The sequence below is a fragment of the Stenotrophomonas sp. JC08 genome (assembly GCF_052180205.1).
Classification (GTDB): domain Bacteria; phylum Pseudomonadota; class Gammaproteobacteria; order Xanthomonadales; family Xanthomonadaceae; genus Stenotrophomonas.
In genome coordinates this window covers 715,875-731,548 of sequence record NZ_CP197473.1, presented here as the reverse complement: position 1 = coordinate 731,548, position 15,674 = coordinate 715,875, and the positions used below count along the sequence as shown (strand labels likewise).

Genomic DNA, 15,674 nt, shown 5'->3' with positions numbered 1-15,674 from the left:
TCTGGAAAAGGTCGGCCATTGTAGCGCCGGCTCCCGAGTCGCCGGTTGTCGCGCTGCCGCCGGCGCGCCGCAGCTGCGGCAGGAATGGACAATTTTTCACCAGCACCCGCAGAAGCCCGCCAGACCGTGCGTCCGGGCGGTTATCCACAGCTTGTCGGCATGCCGCTGCACACCTTCTGTGGAGAACCTGACGCCGGGGCGCAGAGGCTGCCCCCGGCACCGGTCCGGCAGACGTAGCCGGCCGGCTGCCAGCACGCCTACTTGCGCCGGACCGCCTGCACCACCGACAGCCGCCGCAGGCGCCGCATGACGTCGGCCAGATGGGTGCGGTCGCGCACCTGGATGTTGAAGCACAACACCGCCGCATTGAAATCGCGGTCCAGATAGTCGACCCGCTCGATGTTGGAGTGGCTCTGCGCGATGGCCGCGGCCAGCTGTGCGAGCACGCCGGTACCGTTCTCCACCTCGACGATCAACGCGGTGTCGTAATCGCCCACCACGCTGGTATCCCAGCCGATCGGCACCCAGCGCTCCGGCGACTTGCGCAGCTCGGCCAGGTTCGGGCAATCCATGCGGTGCACGACGATGCCCTTGCCGGCAGTGTGGTAACCCATGATGTCGTCGCCGGGAATCGGCTGGCAGCAGCCGGCAAAGCTCACCACGCCACGCTCGCTGCCGTTGATCAGGATCTTTTCCTGCGGCCGCGCCACCACGCCACCGGCGCGCAGCTCGCCGTGGGCCAGCAGCGCCTGCGCCGCCTGCGTCGGCATCCAGTTGCCGAGCGCGACATCGGCCAGGAACGCTTCCAGCCGCGGGAAGCGGTGCTCGGCCAGGAACGTATCCAGCCGCCCCTTCGGCAACCGTTCGATCGAGCTGTCCATCGCTTCCAGCGCACGGTCGAGCATACGATGTCCCAGTTGCACCGCATCCTCGTGCTCGAGCTGCTTGAGCTGGTGGCGGATGGCGGTACGCGCCTTGGAGCTGACCACGAACTCCAGCCACTGCGGCTTGGGCGTGGCCGAGCGCGCGGTGATCACTTCCACCGTCTGCCCGCTGACCAGCTTGGTACGCAGCGGCACCAGCTTCTTGTCCACACGCGAAGCCACCGCGCGATTGCCGACATCGGTGTGCACCGCGTAGGCGAAATCCAGCGCGGTGGAGTTGCGCGGCAACGCCAGGATCTTGCCCTTGGGCGTGAACAGGTAGACCTCGTCCGGGAACAGGTCGACCTTGACGTTGTCGAGGAATTCCAGCGAGGAACCGGCCGCCCGCTGCGAATCGATCAGGTCGACGATCCACGCATGGGCGCGGCTCTGCGCGCTGTTGGGCGAGTCACTGCCCAGCTTGTAGGTCCAGTGCGCGGCAACGCCACGCTCGGCGATCAGGTCCATTTCCTCGGTACGGATCTGCACCTCGATCGGCGAACCATACGGCCCGAACAGCACCGTGTGCAGCGACTGGTAACCGTTGGCCTTGGGAATGGCGATGAAATCGCGGAAGCGCCCGTCCAGCGGCTTGAACGTGGCATGCACCGCGCCCAGCGCGTGATAGCAGTTCGGCACGCTGCGCATCACCAGGCGGAAGCCGAACACATCCATCACCTGGTCGAAGCTTTTGTGCTCTTCCTGCATCTTGTTGTAGATGCTCCAGGGCGTTTTGATGCGGCTGATCAGGCGGTGTTCCAGCCCTTCGCGCGCGAGCCGCTGCGACAGCTGCACCTCCACCTGCGCCATCGATTCACGACGCACCACCGGCTGGCTGCGGATGTGTTTTTCGATGATCGCGTGACGCCACGGATACAGTGCGCGGAAACCGAGGTTCTGCAGCTCCGACTTGATCAGGCTCATGCCCAGCCGCTGCGCGATCGGTGCGTAGATGTCCAGCGTTTCCAGCGCGATGCGGCGCCGCGCCTCGGCGCTCTGCGCCCCCAGCGTGCGCATGTTGTGCAGGCGGTCGGCGAGTTTGATCATGATCACGCGCAGATCGCGCGACATCGCCAGCAGCATCTTGCGGAAACTCTCCGCCGCCGCTTCCTGGCGGTCGCGGAACTTGAGCTTGTCTAGCTTGGTGACGCCGTCGACCAGGTCGGCCACGGTCTCGCCGAATTCGGCGGCCAGTTCCTCGCGGCTGAGCGGCGTGTCCTCGATGGTGTCGTGCAGGATCGCGGCGATCAGCGCCTCCACATCCAGCCCCAGCTCGGCCAGGATCCGCGCCACGGCCACCGGATGGGTGATGTAGGGCTCGCCGGATTTGCGCGTCTGCCCGGCGTGTGCGGCGGCGCCGACTTCCCAGGCACGGCGCAGCAACGGCAGTTGCCCTGCCGGCAGATAAGCGGCAGCGCGTTCGAATTGGAGGACGTAGTCAGGTACCGCCCCACCCGCTGGCATGGCGACCTGGGCAGTAGGGCCTGGGTTCATGTGGAAAGCCTATTCCAGAGCGTCGATATCGGCAAACCCGCAACGCAAACAGCCCGCATGATGCGGGCTGTCGGCTGCCAATCGCGGCGATGACTCCGAGGTGGAATCAGTCGTCGTTCTTGGACATGTCTTCGTCGGCGACCACCTCGGCGGCGGCCCATTCCAGCGCCTCGCGCTCGATGCGCTCGCGCTCGGCCTTCTCGACTTCCTCGATCAACGTGTTGTCGATCTTGCGGGCGGCGATTTCACGCAGCGCCAGCACGGTCGGCTTGTCGTCGCTCTCGCTGTTGTCGATCGTGGCCTGGACACCATTGGCCAACTGGCGGGCACGCTTGGAGGCCATCATGACCAGTTCGAAACGGTTGTCGACGACTTCCAGGCAATCTTCTACGGTAATGCGGGCCATGCGAGCTCCCGGCGACCTGCAACGGCCGCTCGATCGAATGTGGGAAAGGGGGACGATTGTAGGAGCCGGGCACGGTGAAAATCAAGCCGCCCCCTGAACAGCCCCTTTTGAATCAATCGCTTGCTCTCACTGCGGTGCGGCTTCCGGCTCCAGCAGCGAGCCTATCAGAGCGGCGTGACGCCGTTGCTGTGCGGCCAGCCGCAACCGGCTGGCGGCGAAGATCGAGCACATTTCATCCACGGCGGTGTCGAAGTCCTCATTGACGATGACGTAGTCGAATTCATCGTAATGCAGCATCTCTTCGCGCGCGGCGGCCAGCCGTTGCGCCATCACCGCCTCGCTGTCCTGGCCACGCTTGCGCATGCGCTCGTCCAGCGCCTGGCGCGACGGCGGCAGGATGAACACGCTGACCGCACCGGGCACCTTCGCCCGTACCTGACGTGCACCCTGCCAGTCGATTTCCAGCAGCACATCCTTGCCCGCCGCCAGCTGCGGCTCCACCGACTGGCGGGCGGTGCCCTTCCAGTCGCCATGCACCAGCGCATGCTCGAAAAAATCCCCTTCGCCGATCATCCGCTCGAATTCGGCGGCGCTGACGAAGTGGTAGTGCTTGCCGTTTTCCTCGCCCGGACGCATCGCCCGCGACGTGAAGGAGATGGACAGCGAGATCTGCGCGTCACGCGCCAGGGTGGCGTTGACGAGACTGCTTTTACCGGCTCCGGACGGAGCGGCGACGATATAGAGGGTGCCACGCATGGGGTGGGCCAGCGTCGGAATGGCCCGGCATTGTAACGGCGCGAACCGCTTTCTGCCGAGGCGGTTGTCCATCGGCATCCCGATGCCGGCAAGGCGCAGCCATACGGCTGCCGGGCCTCGATTCCCCCGGACTGGCCGGGCAAGGCCCGGCACTGGCCGACTTACTCGATGTTCTGCACCTGCTCGCGGATCTGGTCGATCAGCACCTTCAGCTCCACCGCCGCATTGGAGGTACGGCTGTCCACCGACTTGGAACCCAGGGTGTTGGCTTCGCGATTGAACTCCTGCAGCAGGAAATCCAGACGGCGGCCAACCGGTTCCCGCTGCTTGAGCACGCGGCGGATCTCGGTGATATGGCTGCCCAGCCGGTCTAGTTCCTCGTCCACATCGAGCTTCTGCAGCCACAGCACCAGTTCCTGCTCGGCACGGCCCGGATCGACCGGGTGCGGCAGGTCGGCCAGCCGTGCGGCCAGCTTGGCCCGCTGCCCATCACGGATGGCCGGGATCAGCACATGCACGTCCCTGGCGATGCGTTCCACGCCATCCACGCGTTCACTGATGGCCTCAGCCAGCTTCTGCCCTTCCCGCTCCCGCGCCTGCACGAAACCGTCCAGCGTCTGCTCCAGCAGCGCCAGGGCCTCGGCCTGCAATGCCGCCGCATCGGCAGCCTCGGTACGCAGCACGCCCGGATACTGCAGCAGATCGGTGAAACCGACCTGCAGCAACGGGAAGCGCGGCTGCAGGCGCTGCGCCAGCTCACCGAGCTGCTCGACCAGTGCCTCGTCGACCGCCAGCGAGGTGGCCGCCTCCGGCGCGCGCAGGCGCATCACCAGGTCCAGCTTGCCGCGGCTGATCCGCGCCGACACGCGCTCGCGCAGCTGCGGCTCCAGCGCCCGCAGGTCTTCCGGCAGGCGCACGCCGACTTCAAGGAAGCGGTGGTTGACCGAGCGCAGTTCGCAACCCAGGGTGCCCCAGGGCGTTACCCGCTCACCACCGGCATAGGCGGTCATGCTCCGAATCATGTGTTTTCCGATGTGTCGCAAAGGGCGAATGGTACCCTAGCCCGCCCCGGGCACCGGTGGCTTCACGCCTTCCGATGCCTATCGAAGCTCTTGCAATCCGGACTTTCCATGACCTTTTCCCGTCCCAGCGGCCGCCAGGCCGATCAGCTGCGCACCGTCACCATCGAACGCGGCTTCACCCTCCATGCCGAAGGCTCGGTGCTGGTGAGCTTTGGTGGTACCCGTGTGCTGTGCACCGCCAGTATCGAGAACCGCGTGCCGGGCTTTCTGCGTGGCAAGGGCGAAGGCTGGGTGACCGCTGAATACGGCATGCTGCCGCGCTCCACCCACACCCGTTCCGACCGCGAGGCCGCGCGTGGCAAGCAGGGCGGGCGCACGCTGGAAATCCAGCGCCTGATCGGCCGCACCCTGCGCGCCTGCATCGACCGCAACGCACTGGGCGAACGCACCATCACTCTGGACTGCGACGTACTGCAGGCCGACGGCGGCACCCGTACCGCCGCCATCACCGGCGCCTATGTGGCACTGGTGGATGCGGTGAACGTGCTGCTCAAGCGTGGCGAGATCAAGCGCAACCCGCTGTTCGGCTCGGTCGCCGCGGTGTCCGTCGGCATCTACAAGGGCGTGCCGGTACTGGACCTGGACTATGCCGAGGACAGCGACTGCGACACCGACATGAACGTGGTGATGAACGACGGCGGCGGCTTCATCGAGCTGCAGGGCACTGCCGAGGGCCACGCCTTCCGCCGCGACGAACTGGACGCGCTGCTGGCGCTGGCCGAGAAGGGCATCGGCGAACTGTTCGCCGCGCAGCAGCAGGCGCTGTCGGCATGAAGCTGGTGCTGGCCAGCGGCAACGCCGGCAAGCTGGCGGAACTGCAGGCCATGCTGGCCGGGCTGCCGCTGCAGATCGTGCCGCAGCGCGAGCTGGGCGTCGGTGATGTGGCGGAAACCGGGCTGACCTTCGTCGAGAACGCGCTGATCAAGGCGCGCCACGCCTGCCAGCTCACCGGCCTGCCGGCGCTGGCCGACGACTCGGGCCTGATCGTCGATGCACTGGACGGCGCTCCGGGCCTGTACAGCGCGCGCTACGCCGGCAGCCCGACCGACGATGCCGCCAACAACGCCAAGCTGCTCGATGCCTTGCGCGAGGTCCCCGCCGAACGCCGCAGCGCCCGCTTCCATGCGGTGATCGTGCTGCTGCGCCACGCCAACGATCCGCAACCGTTGATCTGCGAAGGCAGCTGGGAAGGCCGCATCATCGATACACCGCGCGGCAGCAACGGCTTCGGCTACAACCCTGTTTTCCTCGATAAGGCGCTGGGGCTGACCGCCGCCGAGATGACGGCGGAGCAGAAGAACGGCCGCAGCCATCGTGCCAAGGCGCTGCAGTTGCTGCTGCAGAAACTCTCCAACCAGCTGGCACCCTGAGCCTCATCCATGTCCGCGCACTCCCATCTCCACGACGAGAACTGCGGCTGCGCTGCGTCGCACCCGGTGCAACTGGTGCCGCCGCCGCTGTCGCTGTACGTGCACCTGCCGTGGTGCGTGCGCAAATGCCCGTACTGCGATTTCAACTCGCATGCCGGCAAGGGCGCGCTGCCGTTCGACGCCTATATCGATGCGCTGATCCGTGATCTGGACCAGGACCTGCCGCTGGTATGGGGGCGGGTGGTCAACAGCGTGTTCTTCGGCGGCGGTACGCCCAGCCTGTTCCCGCCCGAGGCGATCGACCGCTTCCTGCAGGCCGCCAGCGCACGGCTGCGCTTCGCGCCGAACCTGGAAGTGACACTGGAGACCAACCCCGGCACCGCCGAGCACGGGCGTTTCGACCGCTATCGCGCCGCCGGCGTGAACCGCATCAGCTTCGGTATCCAGACCTTCAACGATGAGGCGCTCAAGCGCCTGGGGCGCATCCATGACAGTGCCGAGGCCGAGCGCGCGGTCAAGCTGGCGCAGGACGCTGGCTACAACAATTTCAACATCGACCTGATGTACGCGCTGCCGCAGCAGACGCTGGCGCAGGCCGAGCATGACCTGGAGCGCGCCTTCGCGCTGGAGCCGACGCACATCTCGCACTACCAGTTGACGCTGGAGCCGAACACGGTGTTCTTCGCCAAGCCGCCGCAGGGTATCCCCGACGAGGACAGCGCCTGGGATATCCAGGAACACTGCCAGGCCCTGCTCGCCGGACACGGTTACGGCCAGTACGAGGTCAGCGCCTATGCACGCGAAGGCTGGCAATGCCAGCACAACCTCAACTACTGGCGCTTCGGCGACTACCTGGGCATTGGCGCCGGCGCGCACGGCAAGATCAGCTCCGGCGCCGAGCAGCAGGTGCTGCGTCGATGGAAGCACAAGCACCCGCAGACCTTCATGGGTACCGCCGGCAGCCCGGCCAGCATCGGCGGCGATGACGTGATCAGCGCCGCGCGCCTGCCGTTCGAGTACATGCTCAACCTGCTGCGCCTGCACGAAGGTTTCACCCTGCGCGATTTCGAGTCACGCACCGGACTGGAGCGCAGCGTGCTGCAGCCGGCACTGGACACCGCAGTGGCACGCGGCTGGCTACGCATCGAGGCTGATCGCGCCATTCCCACCGAACTGGGGCGGCGCTTCACCAATGATGTGGTGGAGCTGTTCCTGCCCTGAGCAGCGCCTGAAAGTGGTTACTTCGTCACTAAAATGGTAGAAAACGTCCCAGCACAGGGGCGCGGAACGTAGATCGGATGTCAGGGAACGCATCAACCACATCCAGCCACACGCTGGCTCGGATCGCCGGCGCTTCGCTGCCGCCAAGGGTACGGCTGCTGCTGGAGCAGCTCCACGCGCTGGCCGTGGAAGTACTGGAACAGCCGCTCAAGCTGACCATGGTCGGGATCGACCGCGAGCTGTTCCAGCAGGCCGAGAAGGCACGCAACAGCCAGGTCCAGTCCGACATCTACGCGCAGATGCGCGAGCTGCGCGACCACAGCAACCGGTTTCCGGCACTGTTTTTCGATGCGCTGGAACAGCAGCTGGTCGAGTTCCGGGATATCCGCCACAGCACGGTCGCCGAGCCGAAAAGCACCTCGTTCAAGACCATGATGCTGGTCGAAGACACCGATATCGACCGCGACATCGTCCTGCATGAAATAGCGCGGCGCGAGAGCAACCGCACGACCAGCCAGCTGCAGCTTCTGGGCCAGCGCTTTGGCGTGCTGGGCGCGCAGCCGGCGGTCGAGGCCGAGCGCCTGCCGATCGGCCCCTACGCGCTGTGCCGGATCGTGCGCGACTGCGGCGAACAGATGCCGCTCAATCTGGAAACCCAGCTGGCGCTCTATCGGGTGTTCGAACGCCAGGTGATGGAGCGCCATACCGAACTGATCGACCGCGCCAACATCCTGCTGGCGCGCGAAGGCGTGCTGCCGGGGCTGGTCTACCGGCCCTACCTGGTGCGCCCCTCCGCGCCACGCGGCAGTGGCCAGACCGCTCCGCCAGGCACCACCTCGCCGCATGCCTCCCCGGCCGGAGCGGCGGCAGGCAACAAGCCGTTGACCAGTTGGCAGGGGCAGATGCCTGCCGCCTCGTGGACACGGTTTCCCGGGATGGCGGCAGACACGACCGCCAGCGGCTTCGCGCCGCCCCGGACCAGCCCCACGGCCACAGCTTCTGCCCCCGCCCTGTCGGCGCTGCACAGCCTGCTGGGCGCAGCCCGCCATGCGCAGACGCCAGGCATCGCTGCAGCGGCCAACGGACAGGCGGGTGCGCCGGCACCGTCGACATCCACCCCTGCCCCGCCTGCACAGCCGGTCCCCAGCCAGACGGTGATGGACGTGCTGGGGCGGCTGCAGGTGCAGGCCGCCTCTCCCGGCGCCCGCCGCAGCATCGGTGACATCCAAGCCGCACTGCTGGGTCAGATCAAGGCCGAGCATGGCCCCGGCGCCGCGCTCACCCCGCAGGATGCCGACACGCTGGACCTGCTCGGCATGCTCTATGCGCAGATCCAGCGTGAAGTCCGCAGCGAAGGACCTGCCGCCGAACTGCTGACCCAGTTGCAGGTGCCGGTGGCACGCGCGGCGATCCACGACGAAGCTTTCTTTGTCCGCGACCAGCATCCGGCGCGCGAGCTGCTCAACGCCGTGGCCGAATCCGGTGCCACCTGGCTCAGCGATGACGAAGGCGATCCGGTACTGCTGCAGAAGCTCGGCGAAGCCGTCAACCAGGTCGTCACCGGCTATGACGGCGATGAAGAGGTATTCGCTCAAGCCAATCAGCGCATCCAGTCCCACCTGCGCGCGGCCGCCCGCAAAGCCGAGGTGACCGAACGCCGGCACGTGGAGGCGGCGCGCGGCAAGGAACGCCTGCAGGCCGCCAGGCAACTGGCCAGCTTCACCATTGACCGGCTGTGCACCACTTCGGCGCCCCCGAAATTCGTCCAGACCCTGTTGCGTGAGGCCTGGGCCGACGTACTGACCCTGACCCTGCTGCGCCAAGGCGAGGAGTCGGCCGAGTGGCAACAGCTGCAGGCCACCAGCGCGCGCATCAGCGAAACCACCTGCGCACCGGCAGGCACCGACGCCGACGCCGCGCTGGGCAGCCAGGTCGAAACCTCGCTGCTGCAGGTCGGCTACCACCAGGACGAGGCCGCGGCAATTGCCCGTCGCCTGTCCACCCCCGGTGGCAACGACGACATCACCTCCCGTACCGAGCTCACCGCCAAGCTGAAGGCACGCGCGCGGCTGGGCGAAGGCAACGAGCAGGAAGAGGACGTCGCCACCGGGCACACGCCGCCACCCAAGCGTTCCGCGGAGGAGGAGGCCTGCTACCGCCAGTTGCGCACCTTGCCGTTCGGCACCTGGTTCGAGTTCGTCACCAACCAGCAGGGCGACTCGCAACGCAAGCGCCTGTCCTGGTACAGCCTGATCACCGACAACGCGCTGTTTGTCAACCAGCGTGGGCAGAAAGTAGCCGAGCATTCGCTCGACGCGCTGGCCCGGCTGATGGCTAGGAAGCAGTTGCGCATCGTCACCGAGGACCATGGCCGGCTGATCGACCGCGCCTGGCAGGCCACCCTGCGCACCCTGCGCTCACTTGCCGGCAGCAAATCCGCCGATCCGGAATCCGCATGATCACCGACACCCGCCGCGCACCGCGCCTGCAGGCTCCGGCCCTGATCCCCGTGACCGACCAGATGACCGGCAAGGTGATCGGCCGGCTCAGCAATGTTTCCGGCACCGGCATGCTGCTGATGGTGTCCGAACCACTGGTGGAGGACGCGCTGTACCAGCTGCAGTTCCCGATTCCCGATGGACATGGCAGCCAGGTCGATATCGATGTCGGCGTGCACCTGCTGTGGCGGGACCCGGCCAGCGCACCGGAACAGTCCTGGGCCGGCTTCCGCTTCCTGACCCTGTCCAAGGAGCACCGCGAGCAGCTGGAACACTGGATCGACAGCAATCTTCCTTCAGCCTGAGTGCCGGAAACGGCACAGCGGCACGAAGCGCTTTGCGGCAGAATCGGAACCTGCATTCCGTACCGAAAAGCGAGCCACCGCCATGAGCCAGAACGATCCGGGCGCCCTGTATTCCCAGCATCTGGGCGAGATGATCCGCCGTGCCGACACCGCGCTTGCACGCGCCGGTTTCGACCACCTGGTGGTTCCCAGCGGCACCCTGCACTACCAGGTGTTCGACGACCGCGACTATCCGTACGCGGTCAACCCGCAGTTCAAGACCTGGCTGCCGCTGACCCGGCTGCCCTACAGCTGGCTGATCCACACGCCGGGCGAACGTCCGACGCTGGTGTTCTACCAGCCCTTCGACTACTGGCACGTGGTCCCGGACGCCCCCAGCGGCTGGTGGGTGGAGCACTTCGACATCCACATCATCCGCAAGCCGGAAGAAGCGCTGGCACTGCTGCCGGCCGACCCCAGCCGTTGCGCCATCCTCGGTGAACCACAGAGCACGCTGGGCGGTTTTGCACCGAACAACCCGCCGGCGGTGATCAACCACCTGGAATGGCATCGCGGCTGCAAGACGCCGTATGAAATCGCGCTGATGCGCCAGGCGCAGGTACATGCGGTGCGTGGCCACCGTGCCGCCGAAGCCGCGTTCCGCGCCGGCGCCAGCGAGTTCGAGATCCACATGGCGTACTGCAGCGCCGTCGGCCAGGACGCCAACGAACTGCCCTACGGCAACATCATCGCGCTCAACGAGCATGCCGCGGTGCTGCACTACACCGAGTTGGGCCGCAATGCGCCGCAACCGTCGCGCAGCTTCCTGATCGACGCCGGCGCCTCGGCCCATGGCTATGCCAGCGACATCACCCGCACCTATGCCGCCGCCGGCCATGACGAATTCCAGGCGTTGGTCGATGCGGTGGATGCGGCGCAGATCCGGATGTGCCAGGCGGTACGTGCCGGTTTCGACTACAGGCAGCTGCATGTGGATGCGCACCTGTCGCTGATGGGCGTCCTCAAGGACTTCGGCGTCATCAACGTCTCGCCGGAAACGGCACTGGCCACCGGCGTCAGCGCCGCGTTCTTCCCGCACGGCATCGGCCACCTGATCGGCGCCCAGGTGCATGACGTGGCCGGCTTCGCCGCCGGCGAGAACGGTGGCCGCATCGAGCGTCCGGACGGCCATCCCTACCTGCGCCTGACGCGTGTGCTGGAACCGGGCATGACCGTGACCATCGAGCCGGGCCTGTACTTCATCGACATGCTGCTGGATGAAGTGAAGCAGGCCGGCAATGCCGCCAGCATCAACTGGGAGCGTGTGGATTTCTTCCGTCCCTACGGTGGCATCCGCATCGAGGACGAAGTGCTGTGCACCGACGGCGAGGCCGACAATCTCACCCGCCCGGTGTTCGCCGCGGCCGGCTGATCCGGACCGGACCTCCAGACAGGAAAAGGGCGCCAATCGGCGCCCTTTTTTGTTTTCCGGCACTCAGCGGGCCGCCATGAATGCCTCGATTTCCTCGGCACTGCGCTCCAGCGCGCCGGTCAGCACCCGGTGGCCGTCCCCGGTGATCAGCACATCGTCCTCGATACGGATGCCGATGCCGCGCCAGCGCGGCTCCACGCTGCGGTCGTCGCTGCCGATATACAGCCCGGGCTCGATGGTGAACACCATGCCCGGCTCCAGCAGCCGCGACTCGCCGGCCACGCGGTAATCGCCCACGTCGTGCACATCCAGGCCCAGCCAATGGCCGGTCTTGTGCGGGTAGAAGCGCTGGTAGTGGCGCTCGATGAGGTTCTCTTCCAGATCGCCCTTCAGCAGCCCCAGCCGCAGCAGGCCCTCGGTCAGCACCTCGACCGCGGCCAGATGCCCCTCCTCGTAGGCGATGCCCGGCCGCGCCTGCTCCAGTGCGGCAGCCTGTGCGGCCAGCACCAGGTCGTGCAGCGCGCGCTGCTCGGCGCTGAAGCGCCCGTTGACCGGAAAGGTGCGGGTGATGTCGCTGGCATAGCCGCGGTATTCGGCACCGGCATCGATCAGCACCAGCTCACCGTCGCCACTGCGGCGGTTGTTGTCGCGGTAATGCAGCACACAGGCGTTGCTGCCGGTGCCGACGATGCTGTTGTACGCCGGGCAGGCGTCATGCGCGCGGAACTCGCGTTCCAGCTCGGCCTGCAACTCGTATTCGTGGAGGCCCGCACGCGCCGCGCGCATCGCCGCGCGATGGCCGCGCACACTGATGTCGGCGGCAACCTGCATCAGGGCGATCTCGTCGGCCGACTTGAACAGCCGCTGCTCGTGCAGCAGGTGTCCCAGCTCGAGGAACTCGTGCGGCGGCTGCGCGCCGTGACGCACCTGCGAGCGCACCCGGTTGACCCAGCCGATCAGCTTCAGGTCGAAATCGGCATCGCGGCCGAAGTGGTAGTACACCCGCGAACGGCCTTCCAGCAGACCCGGCAGGATCTCGTCCAGGTCCTCGATCGGATAGGCGTCGTCCATGCCGTAGCGCGCCACCGCACCTTCCTGACCCTCGCGCGGACCATCCCAGGCTTCGCGCTCGGGATCGCGTTCGCGGCAGAACAGGATGACCTCGCCATGCTTGCGGCCCGGAATCAGCACCAGCACCGCTTCCGGCTCCTGGAAACCGGACAGGTACCAGAAATCCGAATCCTGCCGGTAGGGATGGAACGTGTCGTGGCTGCGCACCCGTTCCGGCGCGGCCGGCAGGATCAGGATCGCGTCATCGCCCGCACCCTCCATCAACTGGCGGCGACGGCGGGCATATTCGGCAGGGGTGATGCCGGACAGTCGCTTCATGCGCAGACCTCAGTTCAGCCGCTGGCGGTGGCGCGAGCCCATCACGCAATCGCCATGCAGCAGCAACACCGCCACCCGCACGAATTCCTCGATCTCCGCCAGCGCATCCTCGTCCTCGTCACCGCTGTCGAACTCGTCGCTGGACGCCTGTGCCAGGCGCGCCAGATCCTGCAACGCCTCCTCACCCTCCTCGCTCAACAGCGGACGCTTGCCCGACGCCAGGCCGAAGCCGCCCAGGAACGCACGGCACCAGTCGAACAGCGCATCGGTGCGTGCCTGCAGCGGGGCGGCCGGATCGGCCAGCACCAGTTCGAAAGCGAAGTCACGGTCTTCCAGCTGCGCCACCGTCGCCAGCCGCAGCTGGTCCAGCACGCTGTCCGGCTCGGGGACCGGCAGATTGTCATCGGCCAGCACCTTGGCCGGCCACTGCTGCAGATCCGCGCCACCGGCCGCCAGCCAGCCACACAGTCCACCGTGCAGTTCGGCGGGTGTAGCGCCCAGATCCAGGCTCTGGCTGGCGTTGAGGATGTCGTCGACGGCGGGAAGTTCGGTCATGTCACGGCTCTGTAAAACGGATGGGGCCGCGCCGCATCGACTGCGGTGGCGGCGGCGCGACAGTGTATCAATCGCAACCGCACGTCCGTCTTGACCACCCCTTGTCCGCATGCCTATCGTGCAGGCCATGGATTCCTTCGACCCCGCTGCCCAGCTGCAGGCCCTGGCCGCCCGCCTCGAACTGCTGTTCGAGCGCAACCAGCGACTGGCAGATGAGAACCGCAGCCTGCGCCAGCAACAGGAGCAGCTGATGGCCGAACGCTCGCAGCTGCTGGCCAAGAACGAACAGGCACGCTCGCGCGTGGAAGCGATGATCACCCGCCTCAAGTCGCTGGAGCAGCACACGTGAGCCAGAGCGAACCGGTCAGCGTCCGCATCCTTGATCGCGATTACACCGTTGGCGTGGAGCCGGACGAACGCGACAGCCTCACCGCCGCCGCGCGCATGCTCGATGCACGCATGCGCGAGATCCGTGGCAACAACCGCATGGCCGCGGTCGACCGCGTCGCGGTACTGGCCGCATTGAACCTGGCCCACGAGATGCAGTTGCTGCGTGATCAGCTGGCCGAACAGCAGCGCCGCTTCCAGAGCACGCTGGGCGATCTGAACCGGCGCCTGGATCACGCCATCGACAGCACGCGTTGATGCAGCTGAGCCGCTCAGGCAGATGAACAGGTGAGTGGTCGAAATACGCTGGTCACACGGCCGCAACCGGCTATACTGGCGCTGCGTTCTCTGCTGTGAACGACGGCGTGTGCAAACATTCGCCTTGTCCCTTAATGACGACCATGGGGGCGCGACGGAGCCGGGTGTGCAGGTCCGCCTTGTAGCGGGAAGCCCGATGGCCCCCCAGCGTTCCCACTTGAACCCCGGGTTCAAGGTCGTTTCGCACGCATCGTCACCGCGGAGAATGCAATATTCCAGAACGGCGCCCAACGGGCGCCGTTCTTTTTTCATCCTCCACCCTTCGGGAGAAGTGGCGCCGAAGGACGGATCAGCGCAAGTGCGCAGCCTCACGCACGTTGATCCCGCGTCGCTTCGCCCGCACCCTCTTTCCAACCCTCTCGCAGGGAGAGGGACTCACGCTCCTTAGCCAGCAGACTGTGCCCTGATGACTGCCGATCCCCGCCAACGCCTCCGCCAGCAACTGCGCCAGCATCGCCGCGACCTTCCCGCCAGCGCGCGCATCGCCGCCGCCGAATCACTGGCCACGCATCTGCTTGCCCTGCCTTTCGCCACGGTGAGCGGTCATGTCGCCGGTTACTGGGCAATGGATGGCGAAATCGCGCTGCACCGCTGGCAGATGCAACTGCCGCCGCAGCAGACCTATTGCCTGCCGGTGCTGCACGGCAAGTTGCTGCGCTTTGCGCCGTGGCGCCCCGGGCAGCCGCTGGTCAGCAACCGCTACGGCATTCCCGAGCCGGACGTGGACCCGGCACAGGCGCTGCGACCGGAAGACATGGCGCTGGTCGTCGCGCCGCTGGTGGGCTTCGACGCCCATGGCCGGCGGCTGGGCATGGGAGGCGGCTGGTATGATCGCAGCTTCGCATTCCGGCAGCGCCAGGCCGCGCCGCCGTGGCTGGTGGGCGTGGGATTTTCCACCCAGCAGGTGCCGTCGTTGCCGGTCGAGGACTGGGACGTGGCGGTCGATGCGATCTGCACCGAGCAGGCCACTCTCTACCCGGAACCGTTGAACGCATGACCGCCCGCAAGCGCTACTGGCTGATGAAGTCCGAACCGGACGCCTTTTGCATCGACGACCTGCAGCGCGTCGGCACCGAGCCGTGGAACGGCGTGCGCAACTACCAGGCACGCAATTTCATGCGCGACGGCATGAAGGTCGGCGACGGCATCCTGTTCTATCACTCCAACACCAAGGTGCCGGGCATTGTCGGCGTGGCCACAGTGGCCAGCGCGGCCTACCCGGACGACACCCAGTTCGATCCGAAGTCCGATTACCACGATCCCAAGAGCACGCGCGAGCAGCCGCGCTGGATGCTGGTCGATGTCGCCTTCGAGCGCAAACTGGCGCAGGTGATCGCGCTGGAGGAGATCAAGCGCCACACCGATGAACTGGGGGAAGGCTTCCCGCTGACCGCCAAAGGCAACCGGCTGTCGGTATTTCCGGTCACCGCCGCGCAATGGAAACTGCTGCTGTCGCTGGAAAAGAAAGCCAAGTAAGCATCTTTTGTTGTTGTAGGAGCGGCGTAAACCGCGAGGCTGACAACCTTTCAGATCCCCGGCTTCGCGGCTCACGCCGCTCC

Annotated in this window: 16 protein-coding genes and 1 other RNA gene; 11 read left to right on the top strand and 6 right to left on the bottom strand. The window is 66.6% G+C overall.

The window, feature by feature from the left end; all coding sequences use genetic code 11:
* Positions 1-257: 257 nt before the first annotated feature.
* The 4 genes from ACSBPQ_RS03320 to ACSBPQ_RS03305 form a co-directional block, all read right to left on the bottom strand.
* Entirely contained in the window at positions 258-2,417 is a 2,160-nt protein-coding gene (locus ACSBPQ_RS03320) for a RelA/SpoT family protein (protein WP_442683659.1), read from the bottom strand.
* Between the two features lie 106 nt (positions 2,418-2,523).
* Positions 2,524-2,823: a DNA-directed RNA polymerase subunit omega gene (rpoZ, locus tag ACSBPQ_RS03315; RefSeq protein WP_442683658.1), complete on the bottom strand. Its 300-nt coding sequence runs from the start codon at positions 2,821-2,823 to the stop codon at positions 2,524-2,526.
* Between the two features lie 126 nt (positions 2,824-2,949).
* Entirely contained in the window at positions 2,950-3,579 is a 630-nt protein-coding gene (gmk, locus tag ACSBPQ_RS03310) for a guanylate kinase (RefSeq protein WP_442683657.1), read from the bottom strand.
* A gap of 161 nt (positions 3,580-3,740) precedes the next feature.
* Positions 3,741-4,601 (bottom strand): YicC/YloC family endoribonuclease, encoded by an 861-nt coding sequence (locus ACSBPQ_RS03305; RefSeq protein WP_442683656.1) that lies wholly within the window; start codon positions 4,599-4,601, stop codon positions 3,741-3,743.
* Between the two features lie 108 nt (positions 4,602-4,709).
* On the opposite strand from ACSBPQ_RS03305, the gene rph reads away from it, so the two are divergent.
* From rph to pepQ, 6 genes are all read left to right on the top strand, one after another.
* Complete coding sequence (gene rph, locus ACSBPQ_RS03300) at positions 4,710-5,435, top strand: ribonuclease PH (protein ID WP_442683655.1); 726 nt, start codon at positions 4,710-4,712, stop codon at positions 5,433-5,435.
* Entirely contained in the window at positions 5,432-6,031 is a 600-nt protein-coding gene (gene rdgB / locus ACSBPQ_RS03295; protein WP_442683654.1) for an RdgB/HAM1 family non-canonical purine NTP pyrophosphatase, read from the top strand. Before rph ends, rdgB begins: the two co-directional genes overlap by 4 nt.
* A gap of 9 nt (positions 6,032-6,040) precedes the next feature.
* The gene (hemW, locus tag ACSBPQ_RS03290; protein WP_442683653.1) at positions 6,041-7,252 is read left to right on the top strand and encodes a radical SAM family heme chaperone HemW; all 1,212 of its coding nucleotides are present in this window, start codon (positions 6,041-6,043) and stop codon (positions 7,250-7,252) included.
* Between the two features lie 77 nt (positions 7,253-7,329).
* Positions 7,330-9,711 carry a DUF1631 domain-containing protein gene (locus ACSBPQ_RS03285; protein WP_442683652.1) on the top strand — a complete coding sequence of 794 codons (2,382 nt, stop codon included), beginning with the start codon at positions 7,330-7,332 and terminating at the stop codon, positions 9,709-9,711.
* Complete coding sequence (locus tag ACSBPQ_RS03280; RefSeq protein WP_442683651.1) at positions 9,708-10,055, top strand: PilZ domain-containing protein; 348 nt, start codon at positions 9,708-9,710, stop codon at positions 10,053-10,055. The genes ACSBPQ_RS03285 and ACSBPQ_RS03280 overlap by 4 nt, the downstream gene beginning before the upstream one ends.
* Before the next feature lie 82 nt (positions 10,056-10,137).
* Positions 10,138-11,466 carry a Xaa-Pro dipeptidase gene (pepQ, locus tag ACSBPQ_RS03275; protein ID WP_442683650.1) on the top strand — a complete coding sequence of 443 codons (1,329 nt, stop codon included), beginning with the start codon at positions 10,138-10,140 and terminating at the stop codon, positions 11,464-11,466.
* Positions 11,467-11,529: 63 nt separating this feature from the next.
* On the opposite strand, the gene ACSBPQ_RS03270 is transcribed toward pepQ, so the two are convergent.
* Complete coding sequence (locus ACSBPQ_RS03270) at positions 11,530-12,855, bottom strand: aminopeptidase P N-terminal domain-containing protein (protein ID WP_442683649.1); 1,326 nt, start codon at positions 12,853-12,855, stop codon at positions 11,530-11,532.
* Between the two features lie 9 nt (positions 12,856-12,864).
* A complete protein-coding gene (locus tag ACSBPQ_RS03265; RefSeq protein WP_442683648.1) occupies positions 12,865-13,410 on the bottom strand; it encodes a YecA/YgfB family protein in 546 nt (181 codons plus the stop codon).
* 127 nt (positions 13,411-13,537) lie between these two features.
* Between ACSBPQ_RS03265 and ACSBPQ_RS03260 the strand changes: the two genes are divergently transcribed.
* From ACSBPQ_RS03260 to ACSBPQ_RS03240, 5 genes are all read left to right on the top strand, one after another.
* A complete protein-coding gene (locus ACSBPQ_RS03260) occupies positions 13,538-13,759 on the top strand; it encodes a TIGR02449 family protein (protein WP_442683647.1) in 222 nt (73 codons plus the stop codon).
* Positions 13,756-14,055 carry a cell division protein ZapA gene (locus ACSBPQ_RS03255; RefSeq protein ID WP_442683646.1) on the top strand — a complete coding sequence of 100 codons (300 nt, stop codon included), beginning with the start codon at positions 13,756-13,758 and terminating at the stop codon, positions 14,053-14,055. Before ACSBPQ_RS03260 ends, ACSBPQ_RS03255 begins: the two co-directional genes overlap by 4 nt.
* Positions 14,056-14,139: 84 nt before the next feature.
* Positions 14,140-14,324, top strand: a non-coding RNA gene (gene ssrS, locus ACSBPQ_RS03250) — 6S RNA.
* A gap of 197 nt (positions 14,325-14,521) precedes the next feature.
* Complete coding sequence (locus ACSBPQ_RS03245; protein ID WP_442683645.1) at positions 14,522-15,112, top strand: 5-formyltetrahydrofolate cyclo-ligase; 591 nt, start codon at positions 14,522-14,524, stop codon at positions 15,110-15,112.
* Positions 15,109-15,591: an EVE domain-containing protein gene (locus ACSBPQ_RS03240; RefSeq protein WP_442683644.1), complete on the top strand. Its 483-nt coding sequence runs from the start codon at positions 15,109-15,111 to the stop codon at positions 15,589-15,591. Before ACSBPQ_RS03245 ends, ACSBPQ_RS03240 begins: the two co-directional genes overlap by 4 nt.
* The last annotated feature ends 83 nt before the right edge of the window (positions 15,592-15,674 follow it).

What these genes read in the sequence shown, in the direction of transcription:
- ACSBPQ_RS03285 (WP_442683652.1), top strand. Translation starts at nt 7,330, where the DNA reads ATGTCAGGGAACGCATCAACCACATCCAGCCACACGCTGGCTCGGATC.
- rpoZ (WP_442683658.1), bottom strand. Translation starts at nt 2,823, where the DNA reads ATGGCCCGCATTACCGTAGAAGATTGCCTGGAAGTCGTCGACAACCGT.
- rph (WP_442683655.1), top strand. Translation starts at nt 4,710, where the DNA reads ATGACCTTTTCCCGTCCCAGCGGCCGCCAGGCCGATCAGCTGCGCACC.
- ACSBPQ_RS03260 (WP_442683647.1), top strand. Translation starts at nt 13,538, where the DNA reads ATGGATTCCTTCGACCCCGCTGCCCAGCTGCAGGCCCTGGCCGCCCGC.
- pepQ (WP_442683650.1), top strand. Translation starts at nt 10,138, where the DNA reads ATGAGCCAGAACGATCCGGGCGCCCTGTATTCCCAGCATCTGGGCGAG.
- ACSBPQ_RS03280 (WP_442683651.1), top strand. Translation starts at nt 9,708, where the DNA reads ATGATCACCGACACCCGCCGCGCACCGCGCCTGCAGGCTCCGGCCCTG.
- hemW (WP_442683653.1), top strand. Translation starts at nt 6,041, where the DNA reads ATGTCCGCGCACTCCCATCTCCACGACGAGAACTGCGGCTGCGCTGCG.
- ACSBPQ_RS03265 (WP_442683648.1), bottom strand. Translation starts at nt 13,410, where the DNA reads ATGACCGAACTTCCCGCCGTCGACGACATCCTCAACGCCAGCCAGAGC.
- ACSBPQ_RS03245 (WP_442683645.1), top strand. Translation starts at nt 14,522, where the DNA reads ATGACTGCCGATCCCCGCCAACGCCTCCGCCAGCAACTGCGCCAGCAT.
- ACSBPQ_RS03240 (WP_442683644.1), top strand. Translation starts at nt 15,109, where the DNA reads ATGACCGCCCGCAAGCGCTACTGGCTGATGAAGTCCGAACCGGACGCC.
- ACSBPQ_RS03305 (WP_442683656.1), bottom strand. Translation starts at nt 4,601, where the DNA reads ATGATTCGGAGCATGACCGCCTATGCCGGTGGTGAGCGGGTAACGCCC.
- rdgB (WP_442683654.1), top strand. Translation starts at nt 5,432, where the DNA reads ATGAAGCTGGTGCTGGCCAGCGGCAACGCCGGCAAGCTGGCGGAACTG.
- gmk (WP_442683657.1), bottom strand. Translation starts at nt 3,579, where the DNA reads ATGCGTGGCACCCTCTATATCGTCGCCGCTCCGTCCGGAGCCGGTAAA.
- ACSBPQ_RS03320 (WP_442683659.1), bottom strand. Translation starts at nt 2,417, where the DNA reads ATGAACCCAGGCCCTACTGCCCAGGTCGCCATGCCAGCGGGTGGGGCG.
- ACSBPQ_RS03270 (WP_442683649.1), bottom strand. Translation starts at nt 12,855, where the DNA reads ATGAAGCGACTGTCCGGCATCACCCCTGCCGAATATGCCCGCCGTCGC.